We start from the raw sequence: 26,046 nt of genomic DNA on the forward strand, positions 1-26,046 counted from the left end.
AAGCACGAGGATATCTGTCATAAATATTATAATTTAGACCATTTGGAGCGTCATGCTACTTGTTTTCCAGTTCAACTGCATAAGTCTATATCTGCAATTTAATAGTTAACTTATCGATTAAAATAACCAGTGGGGGAGTGAAATATACCAGGGTTGGTAGGACTTGCAATATTCTTTCTGATATTAGCAATGATTGCATATATATTGGGCGCAAGAGGAATTGCCGGGTTCTCTATGGAGATTGCAAAATGGCTCATCATAATCTTTGTCATACTTGCGATTATCTCAATTTTTTATGGGTGCATGTGACATTATATCGGTGAATACACGATGAAATAACCCAATTTATACAAATCTAGACTTTCAATTCATTATAAAGAAGTTAAGGATAGAAAAGTAAAGGGAAGATTTCTGTACTTTTCTCAAACCGCTTTATTAAATAAATTGTGCTCTTCGTTGTTTTGTGTGGCTATCCTCATAATATTCTCATAAAATCCAGCGCGGTCTTGAATTGAAAATAGTATTATCCATAAAGAATGGCGAAGAGCCAAAATTGTATATTCAGCCGGGGAAAAACAACCTCAATAGCCATATTTCATAAAATTCAATGGACAAATTTTTCTGATCCGTTTCCTTTAATAAATCAATATCATTCAACTTATTTTGGGTAGGCTGAATAATTACAAATTTTATTTAATTGAATTTATGCAATAGATCCGAATTGTCTAATTCACATATGGAGGGTAAAGAATGAAAACTAGATTAATAGTTTCTCTGATAGTGCTATGCTTAGTTTTTTCTCTTGGCGCCGCGCAAGCATCAGAGCCTGCAGGAAACATGACTGGAAATATGAGCAACGTGACCGAAAATATTAATGGAACCATAATTTGTAACATGACTGGGAATATGACCATGACCGGAATCATGACTGGGGCCATGACTGGTATGAGTAATATGACCGGGAACATGGATAACATGACTGAAAACATGGGTAATATGGCCGATATGGGTAACATGACTGGGAATATGACATGTAATATGACTGGAACCATGATCGGGAACATGGGAAACATGAACGATATGGGTAATATGACTGGGAATATGACATGTAATATGACTGGAACCATGATCGGAAACATGAGTAACATGACCGAGATGGGTAACATAACTGAAAACATGAGTAACATGACCGGTATGGGTAATATGACATGTAATATGACTGGAACCATGATCGGAAACATGAGTAACATGACCGGTATGGGTAATATGACATGTAATATGACTGGAACCATGATCGGAAACATGAGTAACATGAACGATATGGGTAACATGACTGGAAATATGACATGTAATATGACTGGAACCATGATCGGAAACCTGAATAACATGACCGAGATGGGTAACATAACTGAAAACATGAGTAACATGACTGGAGTTATGACCGGAAACATGACCGGTATGGGTAATATGACCGGTAATATGACCGGAGTCATGATATGTCATATGACTGAAAACATGACCGATATGGGTAATATGACTGGAAACATGACCGATATGGGTAACATGACTGGAAACATGACTGGAAACATGACTGGAAACATGAGTAACATGAATGACATGATCAGAAACATGAATGACATGATCAGAAACATGAGTAACATGATCAAAAGATAATAACTACATCGATGACAGTAAAGACGATACCGATGACTATGACAGCAGACAATAACGAAGTTACAGAAAGACAACAACAAGGATAAGATCTCTTAAGTTTCTTATTCTTATGCCACATTGAGTTATAGGATATTCGATGGAGACAAAATTGACTGGTAGCAAAAGCAAGATTTGTCCTCCGCAGGGCGATGAGCATAAAATCGCTCTTCCCGAGTTTCTTCAAAGATTAGGAGTTGACGAAAGCGGACTTCGCGAGCAGGAAGCTGCAAGGAGACTTCAGGAATGCGGACCTAACGTTCTCGAAGAAACAGGAAAGGAAAGCATATTAAGTAAGTATATGAGGCAATTTCGGAATTTTTTTTCAATTTTGCTGATTATAGGAGCTATTCTGTCTTTCCTTGGAGAATACCTTGATCCTGGAAAAGGGAATCTGTATATTGGAATTGCTCTTGGTGTGGTCGTAATCCTTAATGGAACCTTCACATTTGTCCAAGAATACCAGGCTGCAAAAACGATGGAAAGTTTTCGGCAGCTCCTTCCTCCCCGTGCAAAGGTTTTAAGGGAAGGTAAAGTCAGAGATGTTCTGGCTTCGGAACTTGTTGTAGGAGATATCATCCTTCTTGAGGAAGGAGATAAGGTCCCGGCTGACGGGCGCTTAATTGAGACAAACTCTCTGAAAGTTGATCATTCGACCATAACAGGAGAAGCAGAGCCTCAACTACGCTCTCTTGAATGCACTAACTCGAATATACTTGAGTGCAGAAATATGGTTTTTTCCGGGACGCTAGTACAAAGCGGGAATGGAAAGGCTGTCGTCTTCGGAACAGGACAGAACACCCAGATTGGAAAACTTGCAATACTCACAGAACAGATTTTGAGGGTAGACACTCCCATCCGGAGAGAGCTCAATCGCTTCATAAAAATCATCTCTACAATTGCGATTTTAATGGGAGTAACCTTCTTCATTCTTGCGTTTCTTATTCAGGATACCTTTCTTGCAAGCCTCATCTTTGCGATCGGAATCATAGTTGCAAATGTGCCTGAAGGGCTTTTGCCCACGGTAACTCTTGCTCTTAGCCTGGCTTCCAGGCGAATGGCTTCGAGGAATGCCCTTATAAAGAACCTCGAATCCGTAGAAACTCTGGGCTCGACTACTGTCATCTGCACTGACAAAACCGGAACTCTTACCCAGAACAGGATGGCAGTAAATTCTCTCATCGTCGGTTTTGAAAATTTAGTACCTAAAATAACTTCAGGTCTCGAAAAAAGGGTTGTAGAGCAGGAGACAGAAGAAAGTACAAAACAAGGCATTGCAGGAAAAGTTACGGGTTCAGGAGCAAAAAGGGTTTATGTTGTAGAAAGTCCCATATGGGATCCTAAAAAGGTACCTCCTACTTTAATAAGGGTTGCAGGGCTCTGCAATAACGCAAAACTTCGCGAATTACCAACTGGATACACTGGCGATCCTACCGAAGGAGCACTTCTTGTTTTTGCAAACAGTTTCCAGGACATAAAAACACTTCAAAGTGATTATCAAAGGCTGAAAGAGTTTCCTTTTGATTCACTTACCAAAAGAATGGAAGTTATCTGCCGCACTCCTGAAGGTAACCTTGAAATCTATCTTAAGGGAGCCCCTGAGGTGGTTGTGAAGATGTGCGGTTCAGTTAGAGATTCAGGTGAGGTTAGAACACTTATCGAAAATGATAAAAAAGAACTTCTGGACAGGCACCTGGAACTGGCAAGAAAGGGAGAACGGATAATTGCCCTTGCGTACAGGCAAGCAGAAGAGCAGAAAGAGTATACTGAGGATTTTATTTTCCTGGGATTTATCGGGATTGTAGACCCTCCGCGGCCTGAAGTCAGAGAAGCTATTGCAAAGTGCCATGCAGCCGGGATCAAGGTTGTTATGATCACCGGTGATCACCCAGTCACTGCAGAAGCAATCGCGAAAAACGTGGGACTTGTGGATTTTGGAAACCTTGAAATTATTACTGGAGACGAGCTGGAGTCACTCTCACGTACAGATCTTTCTTCAAGATTGAAAAATCCGAGCATTGTATTTGCCCGTACTTCTCCTATTCAAAAACTGAAAATCGTACAGCTTTTCCAGGCTGAAGGGGAAATCGTGACCATGACAGGAGATGGGGTCAATGATGCTCCTGCAATTAAGAACGCAGATATGGGGGTTGCAATGGGCAGCGGCACGGACGTAGCTCGTGAAGCTGCGGATATGGTGCTTCTGGACGACAATTTCGCCACTATCGTGAATGCTGTAGAGGAAGGTAGAACTGTTTTTGATAATATAAAAAAGTTCATTGTATACATCCTTGCCAGTAATATCCCTGAGGTTCTGCCTTTCATAGCCTTCGTTCTCTTTGCTCTTCCCCTTCCTATGCAAGTACAGCTTATTCTGGCAATTGATCTGGGTACGGATATGTTACCTGCCATTGCTCTGGGAATGGAAAAAGCAGAAGGAGATATTATGAAAAGGCCTCCAAGGGCTAGGGACGAAAAGCTGCTAACGCCTCAAGTGCTTTTAACAGCTTATGGAATAAAGGGACCTATAGAAGCTGCAGCAGGCTTTTTCTGTTATTTTGCCGTACTTTTTGAAGGGGGCTGGAAATTCGGCGAGCAACTTGCAAACAGCAATCCCCTTTATATGCAGGCGATTACTGCTTTCTTTTCAGCGGTGATTATCTGCCAGATAGCTAATGTTTTTGCTTCCAGAACCCGGTTTCAGTCAGTGTTCACAATGGGCTTGTTCAGCAACCATACGATTCTGTTAGGGATTGCAAGTGAATTACTGATTCTAGTTTTTATTATCTGGAATCCATTTGCCAATCTTATTTTTAACACTTCGCCCCTTGACCTCAGATATTTATTATTTGCTGTTCCTTTTGCAATCTTCCTGCTTGGAATCGATGAGTTAAGGAAATATTTGCTTAGAAAAAACGTGAGCTGGGCGGCTAGATTCTTAAAGTGGTAACTTAAACGATGACTAAGGATGAACTATAAGGCTTATAATGTGATATAGTTGTGGCTTTGTAGAAAACCTATCTTAATCAGCTGCAAGAAGCTGAAAATAAGTGAGTAAAACACATCGGACAATTCAATTCAAATTAATGGAGATTGGTTCTTTTAGAGGATTTCTACATACCCATTTTTTAAAAACTAAATCTTGAAGAGCAGAAGATATTTTCATGGCATAGTAATGCTTATTTTAGTTCAAAGCTGATAATTGTATATGGATATTCCAGAGAGAAAAGACCTTCTAGGAGCTAACCTTGAAGGAGCTGACCTTATAGAGGCTAATCTTGAAGGAGCTAATCTTGAAGGGGCTAACCTTGAAGGAGCTCAACATTTATCACTTGACCCGCTTTCTACAGTGAAAACACTTCATAATGCAAAATTAGACAACGAGCTCCTCATAACCCTAAAAAAGAAGTGCCCTGCCCTTTTTAAAGTATCTGATTGAGCTCCATCCCCAAACCAATTCTTATATCGCCCTTTGATTAATCAAGCTCTGGACCTACTGCTCTCAGCTGGGTCATTAGCATAAGTCCTAGTTTATTCCCTTAATACTTGTCCTAAACTCAAAAACCTAAAAGCTCACATTTCTTTGAGTCTCTTAATTCTTTCATCAATGGGCGGATGTGTTGCAAATAGAGAATTTGCATTCTTTGAGAGGAATGGGTTGGTAAAATAAAGATGTGAAACAGCCCCATTTACCTTCGTATTAACATTATTGGCCTTAATCTTCTCAAGTGCAGAAGCAAGCCCCATCGGATTGCGCGTAAGGTACGCCCCGCTTGAATCAGCAAGATACTCCCTCTGTCGTGAAACTGCAAGCTGAATCAACTGCGTGAAAATCGGTGCAAGTATAGCAAGTACAACGCCAATCACTATAAATATAACATTTCCATCTCTTCGGTCTCTGTTTCCACCTGAGAACCACAAGCTTCTAAGGAAAATCTGTGAAGCAATCACAATAATACCGACAAGCACAGCAATCATAGACGCGAGCCTGATATCATAATTATTGATATGCGACATCTCATGTGCAATCACGCCCTCAAGCTCCTCTCTGTTCATGGTCTTAAGAAGCGCAGAGGTCACAGCAAGAACAGCATGCTCAGGATCTCTTCCCGTCGCAAAAGCATTCAGGTTAACCTCATCAGCTATAATCACAAAACGTGGGGCAGGAATTCCTGCTGCAATCGCAAGCCCTTCAACCACATTCGAAAGGTGTGCATTTTCAAGTGGTGTCGGCTCACGTGTCTTCGTCACAGCAAGCACAATCTTATCTGAATACCAGTAAGAAGCAATTGTGCCAAGAGTAGAAAGAATCACAGCGATAATCAGAAAGACAAAAACAAGCGAAGGGTCATAAATCTGCGCGAATACATAGCCCAAAGTTACAAGGACAATGCTTACAATTCCAATAAGGATAAACGAATCTCTCTTATTCGCAGCTATTTGCTCTTCCATAGTTCGCAAAGATATCACACCCACAAAATAAAGAAAATGGAAAACCTTAATATTAGAACTGAACCTTGACAGGCTCTCTTTCCTTAGACTCAATCTCAAGATAAGTCCTTGTCTTCTTACTAAGGATTCCAGCAAAAATCGAGCCCGGTAGAGTAGTCACAAGGTTGTTAAAAATAAGCACACTGTCATTATAGTGTTGCCTTGCATAAGCAACCTTGTTCTCAATTCCAGAAAGTTCTTCCTGAAGCATAAGGAAATTCTGGTTTGCCTTAAGTTCTGGATAATTCTCGGCTATTGCAAAAAGCGACTTAAGAGTCCCGGCGAGCACATTTCCAGCTTGATCCTTTTCTTCAATTGTCTTTGCGCCCATCATCCTTGCTCTTGCATCAGACACGGCCTCAAAAATTGATTTTTCATGCGCTGCATAACCCTTCACAGTTTCAACAAGGTTTGGCACAAGGTCAGCTCTCTTCTTCAGCTGAACATCAATCTGAGCCCATGAATTATCTATTATGTTGGAAAGCACATTAAGTCTGTTGAAATAATACACAAAGACTAGCACAAATACAAGCAAAATGCCTAAAATAATATACCCACTCATATAATTACCTCCCAATATAAATACAACCTACTATCTGCTATCTACTACATCCCACTTTCGACAGGCAACTTGTTTTTTCATAACATTTTTAATGATAGTGTTTTTGCTGGAAAGCACATATCCCTGATACTAAACATTATTGCAAAAATGCTTCATTGCTTATATATGTCGTAAGATTCGGGTTATATATTTACCAGCTTCAAAACCAATACATATTTATATACTGTTTGAAAAGCGCAATCAGTAAAATATCTCAAAATCTAATGTCGACCTGCCAAATGTAGATAGAAAGTAAAGATAAGACGAAATAAAAAATATTATGACGAAATAAATAATATTATGACGAAATAAAAAATATTATCAACGGGCATACGAAAAATTCGCCGACTTACCATTTAGGTAACGATTCAGCCTGGAAAAAACAATATCAATAGCTGTCTTTAGTAATCTTTAATGGGTAAATTTCACTTGGTTTATTTTTCTCTAATTGCTGGCTATTGATCATGTTTTTGCATTTCCCATAAGTTCCATCAGTTATCAGTTAGTACTCAAAAGTATCTATTAAGTGCCCGCAACGAAATAAACTATGCAACTTATAATTTATTGTAACTTTTACTGGCGACCTATATAGTGAAAATCAAAATGTCCAATCGGAAATCTGCAGAGGTTATTCTGTGACGGGGCCTAAGTCAAAATCGAGATCAACAATGATTTTTGGTAGGCTGAATAGTTACCATTTTAGAAAGCTGGTCAAATGTCAAATAATGAGCTTCTCTAAGGTTAACTCCATTAAGGTTAGCTCCGTCAAACTTAGCTCCTTTAATATTCGCCCATCTAAAGTTAGCTCCATCGAGGCTAGCCTTTATAAGATCAGCTCCTTCCAGATTAGCCCCTGTAAAGTTAGTCCCTTCAAGGTCAGCTTCTTCCAGGTTAGCTCCTCTAAGCATAGCCCAATTAAGATCAGCTCTTTCAAGGTTAACTTCTCTAAGGTTAGCCCTATGAAGATTAGCTCCTCTAAGATTGGCTCCTTCAAGATTAGCTCCTTCAAGGTTAGACCATTCAAGGTCAGTTCCTTCAAGGTCAGCTCCTTCAAGGTTAACTTCTCTAAGGTCAGCTCCTTTCAGGTTAACTTCTTTAAGGTTAGACCATTTAAGGTTAGCTTCGCTAAAGTTAGCTCCTTCAAGATTAGCTCCTTCAAGGTTAGCTTCTCTGAGGTTAGCTCCCTCAAAATGGGATTCTTTCAGATCAGCTACTCTAAGGTCAGCCCCTATAAAGTTAGCTCTTTTAAGGTTAGTCTCTATAAGGTTACCCTCATTAAAATTAACTTTTTTAATTTCATGCATATAATAACCACTCCCCTTTATCACAAAAATTTTGTTGTCTTGTATCAAGTTTGAATGTATATTTCGAACCCCTGCCATTATAGGCAAATAATGCCTGATTTCAGGTTATTTTGTAGACTTTATGTCAGCGAAATAATCCTTTTGTGCAGGATCTTAACACAAGAGTGCCAGGGTTCGAAATGTGCATTTGAATAGAAATAAACATAATTATTGGGGTTCTACATAAACACAAGACGCTTATATAGTTTTTGTATGTGTTCTATATTTTTTAAATGAATGATAAATAGAACAGACATATACTCTCTCCAATATGTTTGAGTTTTTCTTCTTTTGTCTAATTGATATTCTGTTAAATAATCGTAACTATTCAACCTATATAATACAGAATCAATAGTCATCTTTGTTAAAACTCAATAGACAAATTTCTGCAAATTGATTTTATGGAACTGTTGGCGATTGACTGCATTTTGTCCTCTTATATAGGTTATTTCTTTGATTTCTTGCTTTCACTATAATCAATATCAATAGACATGTTTTGATATGCTGAATAGTTACAAATAATCAATCATTTGTATTCGGTCAAGATACGATTATAAGAAATGTGTTATTTTCGTCGTCATTTCTGTAAACTTATGTTATAAATCGAGATGAATAGATGATTGCAGTAGTCATTTTAACGTTAATAGATTTCTTAACCGAATGCAAATGAAAGGATACTATTAATTTTACTATTAATTTTACTAGCAATTGACTGCCAGTAAAACAGTAAATATTTTTTTATTTGTTTAATCATTTTATTCACCCATTTTCTTGCTCGTGAATTATTGTTATGTGAATTACTGATTTTAGATAATATGTATGAGATAGGCTTCTTGCGAAACTTCTCCAAAGAAACCGCTTACTTTATTTTTTTACGCTTCCTTCTGCGGTTTTTGTTGGCTCGACTTTTTCTTTTGCATCTTCCTTTGTAGGCTCTACTTTCTTATTGTCTATCATATATTACACTCATTTGTTTGTTTACTTGAATCGTTTTTAAAATGCTGGCCAATTTCACTTTCAATCATATTACTATTCCATTAAACGGTAAGTCGAGTTATGATCGATCACCGAAATACTCGACTCGACAATCTATATTGTATTTCAGCAATCTATTCTAGATACATTTAGGTCTATATACGTATATGTATTCACTAAATATCTTACTATTTGAATATATAGTATTGATATGTACTATAAACATTTGAACACGTATGTTGATTTTACATTTTGATCCCCTCCCTAAAAAGCTACTTGTTTTTTTTATATATACAGTTCAGTACTTATTTTGCCCTATTCTGAATTAATTATTCAACCCTCAATGAAATCTCACTGGAAAATATGTTAAACTTTACAATATTTTTTATTAGTTAGGTCCAGAATTTTTAAATAATTGTGGGATTCAGCCAAAATCATTGATTTTGTTGAGCTTGTACCCCCTACAAATTTAATAAATATGTAAAGTTGTTGCAAAAATCACCTTATTTTTGAAAGAGGGGTCGAAATGTAAATTGATGTATTTGTTCAAGGAAAATAAATTTGTGTCTAATGTTGACGTTATCAACATGGACATAGGAAAGAGAACATATAAGAAAATGGCAGAACGTTTTGGAGTCTCAAAAAGATACATGTTTTTTATTTTTGTGGATAGCGATATTTGCCCGAAAATGTTGCTATCATAAAGGTTTATAGTTTATTACAACGGGAGCGCAGAGGGTCACGAATACCCCATTCTTTAGATTGGGGATGAAGTGAACCCTCGCCTCTTCGTATTTCTCTTTGAATATCTAAACCATAGCTTCCTTTTATAGATACATCAAATCTGATAGGAAACCGAGGGTCAAAATTTCAATCACTTATGTTAAGGAAACCTTGTTAAAGGATACTTAATCATCTGTCTCCAAGTAACCGGGCGGGCGGCCCGAAGCATACCCCATCCTTTAGGGTGGGGTGGCCGCCCGCAATTTGATTTTGTATTGACCCCGTGATGGTTCCCAAAGATTCGAACCAGGAACTACATTTTTCGCTATATCTTTCAGATCTTGCATTATAAATTTCATATTTTTCGCTACATCTTTTATATTTTGCATTCCAAATTTCATATTTTTCGCTACATCTTTTATATTTTACATTCCAAATTTCATATTTTGCATTTCAAATTTCACATTTTGCATTCCAAATTTCACATTTTGCATTCCAAATTTCATATTTTACATTATAACTTCAGCACTAAATTTTGATCACGTGCTTCAGTTAAAATAAATTTAAAATATACATGGATATTTATAGGTTTAAATACTGTAATATCATGCAGGATATCCAGTGAATTAAAATTTATTACTTTCCTGCATAAAAGGCTCATATGGAATATTTGAGAAAGCTAAAATTGGATATTTTGGTAGCCAAATTCATAAATCACTTACATAAAAAATATGTAAAGGTAAAAACCATGAGTGAAACAGACAAAAATATTGCGCCGGAAGTTGTAGGCAAAACTGATGCAGCAATAAAAGACGAAAAAGTATCAAATCCAGATGTCAAAGTAGAGACATCTAAATGAAAGGTTCATATGGGATATTTGAGGAAGCTATGTTGGAATATTTGGGGAGCTAAATTCACAAATTACTTGAATAAAAAATGTGCAAATATGAAAACCATGAGTGAAACAGACAAAAATATTACGCTGGAAGTTGTAGGCAAAACTAATGCAGCAATAAAAGACGAGAAAGTATCAAATACAGATGTCAAAGTAGAGACATATAGATAATAGATCTTGTCCGTGAGTTATTGATTAAGACTTACGCAGTTAAGAAACCATAAACTTGAGGCCCTGGGTTGTTAAAGTAAAATGCTTTTTCAAAAACTCAGGTGTATCCGTTTCTTTAAGTTGCATTGATTAAATCTGAAAAACCAAGCACAATTTTCATCACATAAACAAGCCCACATTTGGAAAAATGTAGAGATAGTATTGTGTTTTTGTTTTTCAATAACTCACCCTAACGATCCTAGGAATAATAACTGATGGGAAAGCAAATGTTTGACAGAATCAAAAAGATGCTGAGTATTAAAAAGATACTGTGTGTTTTCGTGGTACCCTTTTTTGTAGTGTCAGTAACAGCTGTGGTAGTACTCTTATTGGCATATGACGGGGGGATAAAATTTGCCAAGAATATATTCTTTCATAAATTAATATGGCCGATTAATTGGTAAAATAATTCCTACATTTAAGTTTTTTATATACCTCAACAGTTTCTATGTTCAACTATTTAAGGACAACAACGTTTAATACCTGAAATGTTGCTATCATAACAGTTTATAGTCTCTTTTGTATTGACCCTGTAGCGGTTCCCAAAGATTCGGATTAGAAGCCACATTTTCTCTACAGTTTTCATATTTTGCATTACAGCTTAGGAACTAAATTTTGATCGTTTTCTTCATTTAAAATAAATTTAAAAAATCAATGGTTATTTATATATCCAACTACTATTATAGTTTACTAGTTATTCAGGATCTTTAAATTTATATCTTTAATGCATAAAAGGCTCATATGGAATATTTAAAAAAGCTTAAATGGGATATTTAGAGCTCTAAATTTAAAACCTGTCTACGTAAAAAATATATATATGTAATGAGCGAAACAGACAAAATTATTGCACCATAAGCAGCAGGCAAAATTAATGCATCAGCAGCAGGCAAAATTAATGCATCACTAAAAGAGACGAGAAAATATCAAATCAAGACATCAAAAAAGAAACACCTAAATAATAGGTTTTGGCCATGAGTATTGATTGTGAGTATTGATTAAATCTGAAAAATCGAGCACAATTTACATGTTGGGAAAATGTAAAGGGGTTCTTGTAAGGGGTTCTTGTGTTTAAGTTTTTCAATAAATCCTCCACTAAAAGTTTGCACTAAAAGTTTGAGTAGTAATCCTATAAAATTGACAAGTGCCGTTATTTTAGTTTGGAGCTTATCCCAAAACTTGATTAATCGTTTAAAATTCAAGATTCAGGGAATCATTTAAAATTCAAGATTCAGGGAATCATTTAAAATTCAAGATTCAGGGAATCGTTTAAAATTCAAGATTCAGGGAATCGTTTAAAATTCAAGATTCAGGGAACCAATTTTGAGTTCTGGAATGAGCTCAAAATTAAAATAAAAATTCAAGGAGTTTTATTCATGAGAAATCTAAAAATGTGTCCAAAATGCCACGCTAACCTGAAATTGTGCTCAGATGGCGAGACTCAGTATTGTAGTATTTGCAAGTACTGGACAAAAGTAGGTACTGCAAGACTCGATTCGATAATGATTTACGGATGAGGAGTCTGCATGAAGAATACTGAGATTTTTAATATCTGGAACTATAAAATTTTATATTTTTTAAAAATCCATTGACTGAAATTTCTTATGTATGAGCTCATCCCAAAACCAATTTTCTTAAATCAATAAAAGTTTTAAAACTATATCCCATGACAAGAAACTCTATCGATCATTCAAAATTCGAGGTCCAGGGAATATATTTTGAGTTTTGGGATGAGCTCTTGATCTGGAATTTTATCTTAATCTAGATTTTGGTAGTATCCGTGAGTTATTGATCTATTTTGAAAAAATAGTACTTCCCCTGCATTTGAGGAAAATGAAGAGAGATTATTATGCTCACTATTTGTAACTACTCATCCTGCAAGAATAAGTTAATTGATATCGATTTTAATGAAATTGATATGTTTGATTTTAGCCAAGGAGAATTGAAAAGACGCAATCAATAGCTAACAATCAAATATAATCAATTTCCCAAAATTTGCCTATTGAACCATAATAAAGATGGCTATTGATGTTGTTTCACTCGAGATGAATAGTTTCCACTATTTTAAGTAACTCGTGGGCACGACCAGATATCAAAACGTCTATAAATGATGTAAGTTTGGAGGGATTATTTGAATAAGCAATTGAGAGTATTATTTATAGGAACTTATGTTCCAAAAGAATGTGGGATTGCCACATTCACGTCTGATCTTTTAAATTCAGTTTTGGGAGAAAACAACGACGTTCATTGTGAAGTTATTGTTTTGAGTGATCCTTCTGAAACTTATAATTATCCGGAAGAAGTTGTTTTTCAAATTCGGAGGGACAGGATCGAGGATTATTACTCGGCTGCGGATTATATAAATCAATCTGGTGCTGATATCGTATGTCTTCAGCACGAATTCGGGCTTTTTGGTGGGGATGCAGGAGATTACATTTTTGCTCTTCTATCTGGAATAAATAAGCCTGTAATAACCACAATGCATACTGTAATCCGGGAACCTGACCCTGAGTACCGGGCGTCCACAGAAAAACTCATCAGGTATTCCGAAAAGCTGGTTGTAATGAGCCAGTCTGCAGTCAATATGTTAAAAGAAGTTTATAAAGCTCCTGAAGACAAGATAGAATTAATATTTCATGGAGTACCTGACTACCCATTTAACAATTGCAGTAAGTACAAAAAGATGCTGAATCTGAAAGGGGCTCCTCTTATCCTTACTTTCGGCCTGCTGAGCCAGAATAAAGGTATTGAAAGTGTGCTCGAGGCTCTTCCTGGAGTTGTAAGCCAGTATCCTGACCTTATTTACCTTGTACTGGGTGCCACACACCCAATGGTCAAAAAGATTAATGGAGAATCATACAGGCATTATCTTGAGAACAAGGTTTCCGAACTCGGGCTTGAAAACAATGTAGTATTCCACGACAAATTTGTCGAAAAAGAAGAACTCTGTAATTATATCCTTGCCAGTGATATTTACGCATCCCCTTACCTTTCCAGAGAACAGATAGTAAGTGGCGCTCTGACCTATGCAATGGGTATGGGAAAAGCAATAGTATCCACTCCTTACTGGTACGCCCAGGAAATGCTTTCCGAAAATCGTGGGTTGCTTGTAGATTTTGGAGACACTGATGGCTTTAAAAAATCCCTGCTATACTTAATTGAAAATCCAGAAGAGTGTAATGGTATGCGCAAAAAGGCATACGATTTTGGCAGAAAAATGACATGGAAAAATGTAGGTAAAGAATATAATACTGTTTTTGATAAGGCTTTAAAGAATTACAATACCCATCCTGGAATACAAAACAGATTTAATTTCCTTCCGATTCAGCTTCCTGAAATTAAACTTGATCATCTTAAGTTGTTGACCGATGATGTGGGCATTATCCAGCATACCAATTTTGGTATACCGGCTCGCCGTTATGGATACAGTACTGATGACGTAGGCCGAGCTCTTGTTGCACTGACACAGCTGATAGACAGCCAGAAAAAAGCCGAAGAGTTTAGGAGGTTAATTACCACATACATGAGCTTTCTTGAACATGCCCAGACCGACACGGGTCACTTTCATAACTTCATGAGTTATAAAAGGGAATTTTTGGATGAAAAGGGCAGTGAAGACACTTTAGGGCGTGCAATTTACGGACTCGGACATGTGGTGAGCTGCCCTTACCTGTCAAAAAATATACGTACCCTTGCAAATACCCTGATCAGTAAATCCAGGCAGGAAATCAAAAATTTGGGTTCTCCGAGAGCAAAAGCCTATACGATGTGCGGTTTGTATGAGATGCTCAGGGCAGGCGTGGATGCAGATGAATTTGAATCTGTATTCAACTCACGCAGGGATACAGTCAAATCCATAGATTCTCTTGTAGACAAGGATAACTTTGAATCCATATTTATCACCCATGCGGATTCCCTGGTTGATTTATATGAGGCTAACCATAAAGAAGACTGGAACTGGTTTGAGCCCACAGTTACCTACAGTAATGCAAAACTAAGTGAATCCCTTTTACTGGCGTATAATTACACTAAAGACAGAACTTACAGAAAAATTGGCCTTGCTACCCTGGATTTTCTTACTGAGATTCAATGGAGAGGCGACTTTTTTGATCTAGTTGGAAATCACGGTTGGTATTCCTATAATGGAAAAATACCGCTTTTTGACCAGCAGCCTATAGAGGCAGGTTACCTGACTCAGGCTTATATTTCAGCCTATGAGATTGCGCATGAAAGGAAATATCTGGAACTCGCAAAATATTCTTTTGAATATTTTCTAGGCAGAAACCGCTTGCGAACTGTTATGTACGATTACTCAACAGGTGGGGTCTTTGACGGACTTGGCAGCGATGGCATGAACTGTAACCAGGGGGCAGAATCCGTAATTTGCTTCCTTATGGCTTTGAGCTCTTTAAATAAACACACAAATGAACCCATCATTGTGGCGTTCCAGCCCAAAGTAAGTGATGGGGGTCTACAAAAGAAAAAGAGCCTGCTATCAATAAATCAGGAAGAATGAGGGAGATTATTATGTGGAAAGACCAAGGAGAACTATTCCAAAGGTATAAGAAAAATCCTATACTTAATGTTGAAGATTGGCCGTATCAGGCCCATTCAGTGTTTAACCCTGCAGCGGCTATAGTTAATGGTATAACTCTATTAATGGTACGTGTCGAAGACCATCGAGGCTTTTCTCACCTTACAGTAGCAAGGAGTAAGAATGGAATTGATGGCTGGGAAATTGACCGCGAACCAACTTTGTCTCCGGATCCTGTAAACTATCCTGAAGAAATATACGGCATTGAAGACCCGCGCATAACTTACATAGATGAGATAGGAAAATGGGCTGTAGCATATACTGCTTATTCAGATTCAGGCCCCTTACCATCTCTTGCCCTTACTGAAGATTTCCGAAATTTTGAACGAATGGGAGCTATCCTGCCGCCTGAAAATAAAGATGCTGCTATTTTTCCTGTAAGGTTTAAAGACAGATGGGCAATGCTACACAGACCAGTATCTGGTATGGCGGGTGCGAAGGCAAATATCTGGATATCTTTTTCCCCGGATATGAAATACTGGGGAGAACACGAGGTTCTTCTGTATGCTCGGGAAGGTGGATGGTGGGATGCCAACAAGATAGGTCTATCCCCGCAGCCACTCCTCACATCTGATGGATGGTTAATAATGTACCATGGGGTACGCCAGACAACATCTAAAGCAAGTTATCGGCTTGGACTGGCTCTTCTTGATCTCGAAGACCCCAGAAAAGTGCTCCACAGGTCCGAAGGATGGGTTTTCGGACCTCGTGAAATGTATGAACGCAGTGGAGACGTTAATGATGTTGTTTTCCCTTGCGGATGGGTCTTAGTGAATGATGAAATCCGTATTTATTATGGAAGTGCGGATGTATCAGTATCAATGGCCAGTGCAAAATTATGTGATATACTGGAGTATATACATGGGTGCCCTGAGACACAATGCCCTGACGAATACTGCAGATGGTTTGAAGAAAACAGGGGAATTTCAAATGATCCAAAAAAAGGTGATTGTAAATTAAAACTAAATTTGGGGATCTGAGTATTTTGGGGGTATTATTATAAGAATTTCAATGTTATCTCCTCTTTTTATCCCGCCTGCACAAAGGCAAAGGTGCGAAAGACGCAATAGAAGTTGCAAAAAGACAGGAATAAAACTTAGAATAGCCGGTTATATTGCGGATCAGGCCTGTTATGATGGAGCCTTCGGGCTTGATGTGGTTGAAGCCATGGAAAGCGGTACTCAGGTAATTGCAATGAATAGGGCTCAATGCCTGAGCTGATCTTGGATGGAGAAACTAAATTCTTGTCAACAGTGTTGATGAACTTCAGAGGCTGTGCAGAGGGTTGTTTCCATATTCCGCAAAAATGTAGGTAATGTGTAGAAAAACGTTCCTCTGTTGACAGGATAATAGATGATTACATCAATGTGTACGAAACAATTCTGGAGAAATGCAAACGTGAGTCCAAAATGCAAAAATGAGTCAGAAAGGCCCTGGGGGCACTATGAGGTGCTTATGCAGAGGCCAGGATATAAAGTCAAAATCCTTACGGTTTTACCTCATAGTGAAATATCACTTCAACGTCATTCCCACAGAAGCGAGCACTGGCACATAGTCAGTGGAAAGGGAATTGTAACTAAAAATGAAAGTGAAATCAAGGTTCTTGCAGGAGATTCTGTCGATTTTCCGGTAAACGAGGTACATCGTGTAAAAAATATAGACAATGAAAATCTCGTTTTAGTTGAGATAGCGCAGGGAAATTACCTTGGAGAGGATGACATCGTAAGACTTGAGGATAAATACGGGAGGATCTAAAAAAATTTGTATTTATGGGATTGTATTTTGGAAAACCTATATCACAAACTCCATATACATTTCTCTAATTCTATGTTACATTTTCTTAACTGACTCTGGTCCAAAATCTAGTGATTTTTGGACTGAAACACTGAATTTGTAGGAGAAAAACGTTCTTCAATCAAATATATTATTTGTTATCTAAAGACTTCAATCAGGAAGATATGTTCAAAGGATTGTAACCAATTTTAAAAATCTAGTGATTTTTAATTTTATGTTCATCACTAGATTTTACATGAAAGTACATGAGGACATCTTCCTCAAGTACTCTCTTCTTCCTTTTTTTCCATAATCGCGATTATCCCACTAATAATTTTTATGCGTTCATCAACCGAAAAGATTTCAGTCTCAACAATTTTCCTCTTATGAACTTCTCCTTTTTGATATCCTGTTTCATCTTGATACATCTCATCGTTTGTGATAAGGTGCCAAATTATCGTAACTATTTTTCTTGCCAACGCAATAATTGCCTTAGCATACCCAATAGACTTCATTTTCCGGTTAAAAAACTCTTTTAATCTGCTATTTTTCTTTCTTGCTGCTGCCTGAGCTATCTGTGTTAGAATCCACCTTGCTACTTTCGACCCTCTCTTTGTGATTCTCCCTTTGTAGTATTTATCAGCAGATTGATACACATTTGGAACTATTCCAAGCCATGAAGCAAGTTTATCTCCTGAAGGAAAATCTCTTAAATTTCCAATTTCAGAAATTAGAGTTGCTGCACCTATTTCTCCAATACCTGGAATTGACATCAAAATATCGGCTCTTCGTTGTTTTGTGTGGATATCCTCATAATGTCTTCATAAAAACCAATGCGGTCTTGAATTGAAAATCATCTTATCCACAGGAAATGACGAAGAGCCAAAATATCCATTTCACGCTTATGCTTTCCATAAGAATAAATGAAGATTTCTTTTTCCAAAACTTCTATTTCATCGTCAAGGTGCTTTATTAATTTAAGACATATTTGAAGCCTTATTGCTGCACTTTGAGATATTTCTCTATCCAGAGTCTCTCTTATCTGAGAACTTTTTTTACGAACGTTTGGAGAAAGGCTTTCTATAATTTGGTCAACAGTTTTACCTGAAGAGATTCCTGATAGAATTGCTACGCCATTTTTACCAAAAATATCTGCCAGTACATCATGTAAATTAAACATTTCAGATGTAAGAATAGCATGAGCTTCATTTTTTATATCTGTTCTTTTTCTAACAAGTGCTAAACGAAGTCGAATGTATGAACGAAATTCCCTCTGATCTTTTGGGAAAACTCTTGATGGCTGAATCATATTATTAAGTGCAAGTTGTGCAATAACTTCTGAGTCAATTTTATCTGTTTTTTTGTGTGTAAATGCCTTCATATCTCGAGCATTTCCAATTATAACAGGTAGATGCTTTATCAATGAATCATGAATAGGTACCCAAAAGTCACTGGTTGATTCGCATGCAACAACATCACATTCTTCTGATACAACCCAATTTTTAAGAGCTAAAATTCCTTCATCATTCCTATCAAAACGTTGTTGCTGTTTTTCACCCGACTTACTAAGAATAGTAGCAATTAAAAAACGTTTATGGATATCTAAACCACAAGATTTGTTTACAATTCCAATCAACTTAAATCACCCAATTTTTTGGGCAGTGGAATTGCCTAAAAGGCAATTTTGCATCCGTGATCAAAGTCACATTTAAGCCTTCGATGACAATTCACTGATTAGTTTTGGAAAGGTTTTTAAAACCAAATCTAGTACAACCTTCCTGCCCAAGGTAATGATGAAATCAATAGTCAAAAAAGGTAAGGTAAAGGTACTTTCATTTCTTTGTGCCTGTTATTCGAAGAATTTCATGTTTGTTTTGGAACTGAGTCAGGATTGTGGAAAGCTGCTATGCGAAAACAAAAACGGCTGTACTTGATCTCGGCACCTGAAAAATCTCCTTGAATAATTCTTTTTCCTGTGTATCTCAAGCCACTTTTATTCTTTTTATCGACATCTTCAATAGATCCAGCGGCTTCTATGTTTATTCCTTTTTTTCTTTAATCTCTATCTTTAATCTCTACTATCTTCAGTTCTTCTAACAGGCCGTAATCATAAACTTAGATATTTCCGTCATACATCCTGCATCCCTTACAATTTTATCTTCCAATTGATACACTTTAATACTTATACGTGAATTTAAACATAAATTATAACTGAATGGCAAAAGGTCCTGGGGGATTAAAATTTGGGAAAACATTTTGTCATAATTGCCGGAGAAGAAGCAGGCCCTAAATCAAATAAAATGGGCGGGATCTGGAATGTTATTCATGAAGAAGCACAAACCCTTGCTTCTCTTTTCGATTCAGGACAATTGGATACAAAAGAAGATAAAGAGATCCTTGTTGTGGGCCCTTATTATGCTCACAGAGGCGCGGACTGGAATCGAGGATTAAACCGGATTACGGAGATGGAGGAATTTGAATCCCTGAACCCTGGCGAAGAACTCCGGAAAAGCCTTGAATCCCTTGAAAACTCAGGTATCAAGGTATTTACAGGATGCAAGTTCGTGGGGGGAATGAAGATAGGCTATTTGCAGTTTCAAACCTCGGATTTTGGAAAAATACGTTGCATGTATCAGGGAAAGGAGATGAACCTTGAAAGCAAGATCAAATCCGAAGCCTATGAGCACCTTGGGCTTGATTCCCTGAAATATGAAAATATGTCAAACGGGCCTGAGTATACCCATTACCTATGCCTGTCCTATGCGGTTTCCGAACTTGTCAGGCTCCTTCTAAGCACAGCTTCGGAAAATTCCGAAACCACTGGTGCAGCTTCAACTCATAATTTTATTCCCTGCCCAGGCGTCTCTCTGCACTGCCATGAATTTGGGGTATTTTATGCGCCAGCCAGGCTTAAGAAACTTGGAATTCCAGTAAATACTGTTGCAACTCTGCATGCAACTCTACCTGGAAGGACTGCAGGATATAATACTATCCAGAAAAGAAGGAATAATGACAGCACATGGCCTTCAGGCGTGCCTGAAAACCTGGCTGCCCTTGAAGCGCTGGCTGCATATGCCGATACGGTCACTGCAGTAGGAGAATCGACCCGACAGGAAGCCAGGCTCTTTTACGGGATTAACGGAATTGTGATCCGAAACGGAATAACCATAGAATCCGACAAGATAAACTGGGACCTGAAAGAAAGCTCCCTTGAACGGATCCGAAAATTCCTTTCCGAAAATCTGTATAAGTACCACGGAGGGGAAAGGATAGAACCCGAAAAGATAATTCCGATTTTCACAATATCTCGCCTGGAAGTGGAAAATAAAGGATATCCGGACCTTCTCGATTCCCTTGTTGCACTTGAGCACATAATAAAAAACAGCATTCTCGAAGGACATATGCAGGAGGGAATCAGGGTAATCTGTTTCCTTGTTACAGCCGAAGGGTCCAAAACAAACCTTCCGTCAGGATTTCCTGTGAACCTGCCAAAAGAGGTGCTTGTAGGAAACGAACTGAGAATCCAGCAGATGATTGAGAAAAGGGGGCTGGATTTTCCAAAAATGGTACGGGGGAAACGCTCGGTTGCAGCACTTTTATACCCACAGATTCTTTCAAGCTCGGACGGAGGTCTGGGCATGGAAGTTGGAGAATTTATGGCAGGCTGCTGTGCAGGTATCTTTCCCTCGCGTTATGACCCCTTCCTGCTCACCGGGCTTGAAGCCGGAAAAGAAGGAACCCCAAGTGTGGTCAGTAGGGTATGCGGCTTTAGTGATGCCATAAAGACAATTGAGTCCCTTAAAGAAGCGCTTGGTGGAGTGATAGTAGTAGACAATATAGGTCTTTCCTATTACGAAACAGTCCTTGACTACGCCCTGGCAGTCAGTTATTTTACACGGAATTTCATAGAAGATAGGGTAAAATATAAACTTCTCTGCAGGGAAGCCTTCCTCCTTGCAAAAGATATGGACTGGAAAGCTCCTACTGAACAGTATTATGAACTGATAAGCGGGGCTCGGTTCTGCAAACAGGAAAAATGAATATCAGGAAAAATGAATATCAGGAAAAACGAATATCAGGAAAAACGAATATCAGGAAAAACGAATATCAGGAAAAACGAATATCAGGAAAAACGAATATCAGGAAAAACGAATATCAGGAAAAACGAATATCAGGAAAAACGAATATCAGGAAAAACGAATATCAGGAAAAACGAATATCAGGAAAAACGAATATCAGGAAAAACGAATATCAGGAAAAACGAATATCAGGAAAAACGAATATCAGGAAAAACGAATATCAGGAAAAACGAATATCAGGAAAAACGAATATCAGGAAAAACGAATATCAGGAAAAACGAATATCAGGAAAAACGAATATCAGGAAAAACGAATATCAGGAAAAACGAAAAGAAATATGGTGAGGTTTTCCTGAAATGTCAGAAATCAGAAAGCATTACTTTCTTTCCGAGTACTGTATAATTGCCGAAGAAAGAGCTAAAAGGCCTTCGGACTTTGCAGTTGCGGACAAAGACCGCGGGAAAAATGGATCTGAAAACTGCCTTTTTTGCGGAGGAGCCGAGGAAAATACTCCTCTTGCCACTGCTGTCTATAAAAATGGGAAAATCTATTCAGATACCCCTGAAAAAAGGGTACGCAACTGGGATTTCCGCTGCTTTCCGAACCTTTATCCTGCCCTTTCACCTGTGTCTGGGTCCCCAGAGCCGGAGAAAAGTGGGCTGCAGGCTGAACCTGGATATGGGTTTCATGAAGTTATCGTAGAGTCACCTTTGCATGGGAGAAGGCTTGAGGACTTTTCTAAATCTGAAATTTCAGAACTCATGCAGGTCTATAGAGACCGTACATGCAATTATGCAACCCGTGAAAATATCCGCTACGTTTCCCTGTTTAAAAATTCAGGGGAGAAAGCAGGGGCTTCGATTAATCACCTTCACAGCCAGATTCTTGCCCTGCCGTTTTGTCCTTCTCCTCTTGCAAGGGAATTGAAGGTTATCAGGAAAATAAAGAAATGCCCTTACTGTGAAATCTTTGACCTGGAAAAAGCGTCTCCCCGTTTAATATCTGAAAATAGTGAATGGATAGCCTTTACTCCTTATTCCTCAATGGGACCATTTGAAGTGTGGTTCCTTCCCAGAAAGCATGTCAGTTCTCTTGGCGGTTGCAGTGACCAACTTCTTTTTGCTCTGGGAGATATTCTGAAAGCCATTCTCAAAAGTTATGGACGAATTCTTGGAAAACCGCCCTTTAATTACATGTTTTACCAGCTTTCCGAATCTCCTGAATATCACCTGAACATCCGTTTGCTCCCCAGGATTTCTATTCATGCGGGTTTTGAGCTCAATACAGGAACTTATATTAATACGGTTTCTCCGGAAAGGGCAGCCTCTTATTTACGGGAAGACCTTATGCATGGAGAATGAGGCTTGTAAAACAAACTGATTAAGAGGATTCAAAAGAGTTATTTTTATTTATAGCTTAAATTATAACAAAAATTTACAGATATATTTATCTACCATTAAAAAGGAATAAAGTTAGTAAAATATAAAAAATACGATTCTTTATACAAAAATTATCTTCATGTCACGTAAATCAAAGTCATACTCCTTTTGATTTATACGACTCGTTGAAGGCTTAAGGGGTATAGAATTATAGACAGATTCTAGTAAGCTGGATTCAGTAAACTTAAGATAAGTATAACTGAACTAACTAATATACTTTTAATAAAGGATTAATCCAACTAATTAATATATACTTTTAATAAAGGATTAATCCAACTAATTAATATATACTTTTAATAAAGGATTAATCCAACTAATTAATATATACTGTTACCATAAATTCTTAATGTAACCTATTGATAAATTAGTATAAACTATTACTATAAATTACTAATATCATAAACCAGTAATATGACCGAATTCAGCAAACTAAAGAATGTAATTATTAAAAAGGCAAGGAGGAGCCTGCATTCTTCGTTACTCCTTAACTCCCATTTTGATAAAAAGGGATAAGTGAGCTTATGAAAAAGATTCGAATAGGAATATTTACCTGGGAAAGTTTGTATTCGATACGTGTAGGGGGGATCTCACCCCATGTGTCCGAGCTCTCTGATGCTCTTGCGGCAGAGGGGCATGAGGTCCACCTGTTTACACGAGGCCATGAAAACAAAGATGAGGTGATAAATGGGGTTTATTATCACAAAATTGCCTGTGATCAAAATGGAGGAATCGTTGAGCAGATGAACCATATGTGTGATGGTATGTACTGCCGGTTCCTCGAAGTGAGAGAAAGTGCAGGGGAATTTGATGTTCTCCACGGTCACGACTGGCACCCTGTAAATGTGCTTTGCAGGATAAAAACCCAGTTCGGACTGCCCTTTGTGATGACCTTCCACAGTACGGAATGGGGGCGTAATGGAAATCGCCATGGAGACTGGTGGGAGGCAAAGGAAATCTCACACAGAGAATGGCTTGGAGGCTATGAATCTTCGGAGATTATCATAACCTCGACCATATTGAGAGAAGAAATCAAGCATATCTACAAAATTCCCGATTACAAGCTCTGGGAAGTTCCCAATGGCATAAACGTGGGAAAAATAAAAAGACAAATCGACCCCGGAGATGTGAAAAGGCACTATGGTATCCATCCATGTCTTCCAGTGGTGCTTTTCACGGGAAGGATGTCCTATCAGAAAGGGCCTGACCTTCTGGTGGAAGCTGCTGCTAAAGTACTGAAGAAAAGGAATGCCCAATTTGTGCTTATCGGTGAAGGAGAAATGCGCTCTCAGTGTGAAAATCAGGCTAATAGGCTTGGCATTGGAAATTCATGCAATTTCCTTGGGTACGCTCCGGATAATACTGTAATAGACTGGTTCAATGCCTGCGACCTTGTGTGCGTTCCCAGCCGGAATGAGCCCTTCGGAATTGTGGTGCTTGAAGCCTGGGACGCAATGAAACCGGTAGTTGCAAGCGATGCAGTTGCCCTCGTAGAAAATTTCAGGACAGGCGTTATCGCACATAAAGAGCCCTCTTCTATTGCCTGGGGACTTAATTATGTACTTGAAGGGCTTGGCCACAATAGAATGGGAGAAAAAGGTTATGATCTTCTTAAAAAGCGGTATAACTGGAAAACCATAGCTGAAAAAACTCTCGAAGTATACAAAAAAGTAATCGAAAAACATGAGACTGAGGCAGAAAAAGTCATTTGAAGCTCAGGAATTCGAGATAGAAGTACCTTTAAATATTTAATTTTTTAACACATTTTTCAATAATATTTAATTTTTTAACCACTTTTTTCAATAATATTTAATTTTTTAACCACTTTTTTCAATAATATTTAATTTTTTTAATTGATTTTTGAGCTAATATTTGGTTTTCGACAAAGTATTGAGTGCTTTAAGTCTATTTATCTCAAAATTTACTCATTTTACTTCAAGATTTGCTTCTCATAAATTTTCAAAGGACTTCCGTATTCCTAAAAACTGGAAACGGAATCCTTTGTTTGTAGGAGAGTTTAGGCTATATCCTCTTCATCCTCTTCATCAAATTCCTTGTAGCTATCGCTTCCTACCATTGCAGCCGAGATGGAGTCAATTCCATCAAGCCATTCTGCGACAATGCCGTAGGGAAGATCGGCCATAACCTCTTCAGGCAGGCTTTTTCCTTTCAGTACGAGTGCACCGCATTGTGCAGTATAGTCAAGAGCAATCTCAAGATTGTCAGAGGATTCTGCCTCAATGGCTGATTTTACAAGCTCTGCAATATTGGCTCCCTCATCATAGTCGCCCATAACGTAGCATTCGAAGGCGATAAGAGCCCCCATCAGAGAGGTCTGGACAGAGTCGATCATAAGGTTGATATCTTCTGAAATTGGCTCGACATCGGAAAGTACAATGTCCCGGATCTCAGCCAGGATTTCCAGAGCTGTTTCTCTGGAGAGCATACCCTTATCAAAGCGTGCAACTACTTTCAGGCAGGCCAGAATCACATCATCAACCATATTTACGAATATTGCACTTTCTTTTCCAGATTCATCTTCCGACTCTTTAATCTGGAAACCGCTCTCTCTTGCCCGTCCGAGCCAGTTTTCCCAGCGCTTTTGGGTATAAAATTCATAGGGGGGGACCTGGTTCATTCCTTGTTCAGGCACTTATAACACCGCTTCTTACCTTTTTTATTTATTGATAATCAATCTTACTATTACTAAAATGTGTTTGTTTACATTCACCAGGATAATTTCACTTTTTTCAGGGAATAGTTGGCTTCACACTTGGAATCAAGGTTTTCGAGGACCTCTACAATTTTGCATTTATCGCCTTTTACGAGTCCCTCGGGGTGGCAGGTCTCATAAATCTCGCATTCTCTCTTGCCACATTTTGGAGGCTCATACATGATTCTTGCCCCGTCGACTGCTTTTCTTGATTCCAACGTAGTCAGGATAGGTGCCTTGCTCACATCGACGGCAAGCACGCCGCTATCATGCAGGAAACATTCATGGATATCTTTGTTCCTTATTCTTTCGACTCTGTACCTGCGCCCGGGTTCGAGGTTAAGACAGGTATTTTTCAGCCGGCATTTCTTACATTCAGGCATCTCACCTTTAAATATGAATTCCAGCCCTTCCCTTGCAAGCCGTGATCCGATAAGTGTTATTTTGGTATCGCTTTCTGTCATAATAACTCTTCCTTTTAATTGTTTTTGGGCCTGTGCCCCATT

Annotated in this window: 19 protein-coding genes and 2 pseudogenes; 14 read left to right on the forward strand and 7 right to left on the reverse strand. The window is 38.1% G+C overall.

Annotation, left to right across the window (positions count from 1 at the left end):
- Positions 1-153 precede the first annotated feature (153 nt).
- The 4 genes from MSVAZ_RS19130 (at position 154) to MSVAZ_RS20720 (ending at position 5,149) form a co-directional block, all read left to right on the forward strand.
- Positions 154-309: a DUF1328 domain-containing protein gene (locus tag MSVAZ_RS19130; RefSeq protein WP_048118026.1), complete on the forward strand. Its 156-nt coding sequence runs from the start codon at positions 154-156 to the stop codon at positions 307-309.
- 441 nt (positions 310-750) lie between these two features.
- A complete protein-coding gene (locus MSVAZ_RS18675; RefSeq protein WP_052727863.1) occupies positions 751-1,674 on the forward strand; it encodes a hypothetical protein in 924 nt (307 codons plus the stop codon).
- A 136-nt stretch (positions 1,675-1,810) separates the two neighbouring features.
- Positions 1,811-4,660: a cation-translocating P-type ATPase gene (locus MSVAZ_RS03330; protein WP_048118029.1), complete on the forward strand. Its 2,850-nt coding sequence runs from the start codon at positions 1,811-1,813 to the stop codon at positions 4,658-4,660.
- A 258-nt stretch (positions 4,661-4,918) separates the two neighbouring features.
- The gene (locus MSVAZ_RS20720) at positions 4,919-5,149 is read left to right on the forward strand and encodes a pentapeptide repeat-containing protein (RefSeq protein WP_048118033.1); all 231 of its coding nucleotides are present in this window, start codon (positions 4,919-4,921) and stop codon (positions 5,147-5,149) included.
- Between the two features lie 134 nt (positions 5,150-5,283).
- Here MSVAZ_RS20720 and MSVAZ_RS03340 read toward each other — a convergent pair whose 3' ends face one another.
- From MSVAZ_RS03340 to MSVAZ_RS03350, 3 genes are all read right to left on the reverse strand, one after another.
- Positions 5,284-6,162 (reverse strand): M48 family metallopeptidase, encoded by an 879-nt coding sequence (locus MSVAZ_RS03340; RefSeq protein WP_048118036.1) that lies wholly within the window; start codon positions 6,160-6,162, stop codon positions 5,284-5,286.
- Between the two features lie 52 nt (positions 6,163-6,214).
- Positions 6,215-6,763 (reverse strand): LemA family protein, encoded by a 549-nt coding sequence (locus MSVAZ_RS03345; protein WP_048118044.1) that lies wholly within the window; start codon positions 6,761-6,763, stop codon positions 6,215-6,217.
- Between the two features lie 701 nt (positions 6,764-7,464).
- Positions 7,465-8,106 (reverse strand): pentapeptide repeat-containing protein, encoded by a 642-nt coding sequence (locus MSVAZ_RS03350; RefSeq protein WP_048118046.1) that lies wholly within the window; start codon positions 8,104-8,106, stop codon positions 7,465-7,467.
- A 2,398-nt stretch (positions 8,107-10,504) separates the two neighbouring features.
- Here MSVAZ_RS03350 and MSVAZ_RS19985 point away from each other — a divergent pair.
- From MSVAZ_RS19985 to MSVAZ_RS21020, 6 genes are all read left to right on the forward strand, one after another.
- On the forward strand, positions 10,505-10,702 hold the full coding sequence (locus tag MSVAZ_RS19985; protein WP_156150945.1) for a hypothetical protein: 198 nt from the start codon (positions 10,505-10,507) through the stop codon (positions 10,700-10,702).
- A 1,619-nt stretch (positions 10,703-12,321) separates the two neighbouring features.
- Positions 12,322-12,462 carry a hypothetical protein gene (locus tag MSVAZ_RS20725; protein ID WP_197078817.1) on the forward strand — a complete coding sequence of 47 codons (141 nt, stop codon included), beginning with the start codon at positions 12,322-12,324 and terminating at the stop codon, positions 12,460-12,462.
- 614 nt (positions 12,463-13,076) lie between these two features.
- The gene (locus MSVAZ_RS03360; RefSeq protein ID WP_048118052.1) at positions 13,077-15,461 is read left to right on the forward strand and encodes a glycosyltransferase family 4 protein; all 2,385 of its coding nucleotides are present in this window, start codon (positions 13,077-13,079) and stop codon (positions 15,459-15,461) included.
- Positions 15,462-15,469: 8 nt separating this feature from the next.
- Complete coding sequence (locus MSVAZ_RS03365) at positions 15,470-16,519, forward strand: glycoside hydrolase family 130 protein (protein WP_198146834.1); 1,050 nt, start codon at positions 15,470-15,472, stop codon at positions 16,517-16,519.
- Between the two features lie 31 nt (positions 16,520-16,550).
- On the forward strand, positions 16,551-16,760 hold the full coding sequence (locus MSVAZ_RS21015) for a hypothetical protein (RefSeq protein WP_048118058.1): 210 nt from the start codon (positions 16,551-16,553) through the stop codon (positions 16,758-16,760).
- A 177-nt stretch (positions 16,761-16,937) separates the two neighbouring features.
- Positions 16,938-17,294: a phosphomannose isomerase type II C-terminal cupin domain gene (locus tag MSVAZ_RS21020; protein WP_048118060.1), complete on the forward strand. Its 357-nt coding sequence runs from the start codon at positions 16,938-16,940 to the stop codon at positions 17,292-17,294.
- 299 nt (positions 17,295-17,593) lie between these two features.
- On the opposite strand, the pseudogene MSVAZ_RS03380 reads toward MSVAZ_RS21020, so the two are convergent.
- A pseudogene (locus MSVAZ_RS03380) lies at positions 17,594-18,094 on the reverse strand (transposase); the annotation flags it as partial.
- Positions 18,095-18,204: 110 nt separating this feature from the next.
- A pseudogene (locus MSVAZ_RS03385) lies at positions 18,205-18,948 on the reverse strand (IS110 family transposase); the annotation flags it as partial.
- A 607-nt stretch (positions 18,949-19,555) separates the two neighbouring features.
- Here MSVAZ_RS03385 and MSVAZ_RS03390 point away from each other — a divergent pair.
- The 4 genes from MSVAZ_RS03390 (at position 19,556) to MSVAZ_RS03405 (ending at position 24,539) form a co-directional block, all read left to right on the forward strand.
- Positions 19,556-21,352 (forward strand): glycosyltransferase, encoded by a 1,797-nt coding sequence (locus MSVAZ_RS03390; RefSeq protein ID WP_048118063.1) that lies wholly within the window; start codon positions 19,556-19,558, stop codon positions 21,350-21,352.
- On the forward strand, positions 21,349-21,735 hold the full coding sequence (locus tag MSVAZ_RS03395) for a hypothetical protein (protein ID WP_048118066.1): 387 nt from the start codon (positions 21,349-21,351) through the stop codon (positions 21,733-21,735). Before MSVAZ_RS03390 ends, MSVAZ_RS03395 begins: the two co-directional genes overlap by 4 nt.
- A 12-nt stretch (positions 21,736-21,747) precedes the next feature.
- Positions 21,748-22,752 carry a galactose-1-phosphate uridylyltransferase gene (locus tag MSVAZ_RS03400; RefSeq protein ID WP_048118069.1) on the forward strand — a complete coding sequence of 335 codons (1,005 nt, stop codon included), beginning with the start codon at positions 21,748-21,750 and terminating at the stop codon, positions 22,750-22,752.
- Positions 22,753-23,351: 599 nt separating this feature from the next.
- Positions 23,352-24,539 (forward strand): glycosyltransferase family 4 protein, encoded by a 1,188-nt coding sequence (locus MSVAZ_RS03405; RefSeq protein ID WP_048118071.1) that lies wholly within the window; start codon positions 23,352-23,354, stop codon positions 24,537-24,539.
- Between the two features lie 305 nt (positions 24,540-24,844).
- Here the strand turns inward: MSVAZ_RS03405 and MSVAZ_RS03410 are convergent, their stop codons facing one another.
- Both MSVAZ_RS03410 and MSVAZ_RS03415 read right to left on the reverse strand, forming a co-directional pair.
- Positions 24,845-25,480, reverse strand: a complete 636-nt coding sequence (locus MSVAZ_RS03410) for a DUF2150 family protein (RefSeq protein WP_048118073.1) — start codon at positions 25,478-25,480, stop codon at positions 24,845-24,847.
- Positions 25,481-25,554: 74 nt separating this feature from the next.
- Entirely contained in the window at positions 25,555-26,004 is a 450-nt protein-coding gene (locus tag MSVAZ_RS03415) for a UPF0179 family protein (RefSeq protein ID WP_048118076.1), read from the reverse strand.
- Positions 26,005-26,046 lie beyond the last annotated feature (42 nt).

The organism is Methanosarcina vacuolata Z-761 (assembly GCF_000969905.1).
GTDB classification, from domain to species: Archaea; Halobacteriota; Methanosarcinia; order Methanosarcinales; family Methanosarcinaceae; genus Methanosarcina; species Methanosarcina vacuolata.

What these genes read in the sequence shown, in the direction of transcription:
- MSVAZ_RS03400 (WP_048118069.1), top strand. Translation starts at nt 21,748, where the DNA reads ATGTCAGAAATCAGAAAGCATTACTTTCTTTCCGAGTACTGTATAATT.
- MSVAZ_RS20720 (WP_048118033.1), top strand. Translation starts at nt 4,919, where the DNA reads ATGGATATTCCAGAGAGAAAAGACCTTCTAGGAGCTAACCTTGAAGGA.
- MSVAZ_RS18675 (WP_052727863.1), top strand. Translation starts at nt 751, where the DNA reads ATGAAAACTAGATTAATAGTTTCTCTGATAGTGCTATGCTTAGTTTTT.
- MSVAZ_RS03330 (WP_048118029.1), top strand. Translation starts at nt 1,811, where the DNA reads ATGGAGACAAAATTGACTGGTAGCAAAAGCAAGATTTGTCCTCCGCAG.
- MSVAZ_RS03345 (WP_048118044.1), bottom strand. Translation starts at nt 6,763, where the DNA reads ATGAGTGGGTATATTATTTTAGGCATTTTGCTTGTATTTGTGCTAGTC.
- MSVAZ_RS03415 (WP_048118076.1), bottom strand. Translation starts at nt 26,004, where the DNA reads ATGACAGAAAGCGATACCAAAATAACACTTATCGGATCACGGCTTGCA.
- MSVAZ_RS20725 (WP_197078817.1), top strand. Translation starts at nt 12,322, where the DNA reads ATGAGAAATCTAAAAATGTGTCCAAAATGCCACGCTAACCTGAAATTG.
- MSVAZ_RS03340 (WP_048118036.1), bottom strand. Translation starts at nt 6,162, where the DNA reads ATGGAAGAGCAAATAGCTGCGAATAAGAGAGATTCGTTTATCCTTATT.
- MSVAZ_RS03405 (WP_048118071.1), top strand. Translation starts at nt 23,352, where the DNA reads ATGAAAAAGATTCGAATAGGAATATTTACCTGGGAAAGTTTGTATTCG.
- MSVAZ_RS21015 (WP_048118058.1), top strand. Translation starts at nt 16,551, where the DNA reads ATGTTATCTCCTCTTTTTATCCCGCCTGCACAAAGGCAAAGGTGCGAA.
- MSVAZ_RS19985 (WP_156150945.1), top strand. Translation starts at nt 10,505, where the DNA reads ATGGAATATTTGAGAAAGCTAAAATTGGATATTTTGGTAGCCAAATTC.
- MSVAZ_RS03350 (WP_048118046.1), bottom strand. Translation starts at nt 8,106, where the DNA reads ATGCATGAAATTAAAAAAGTTAATTTTAATGAGGGTAACCTTATAGAG.
- MSVAZ_RS03395 (WP_048118066.1), top strand. Translation starts at nt 21,349, where the DNA reads ATGAATATCAGGAAAAATGAATATCAGGAAAAACGAATATCAGGAAAA.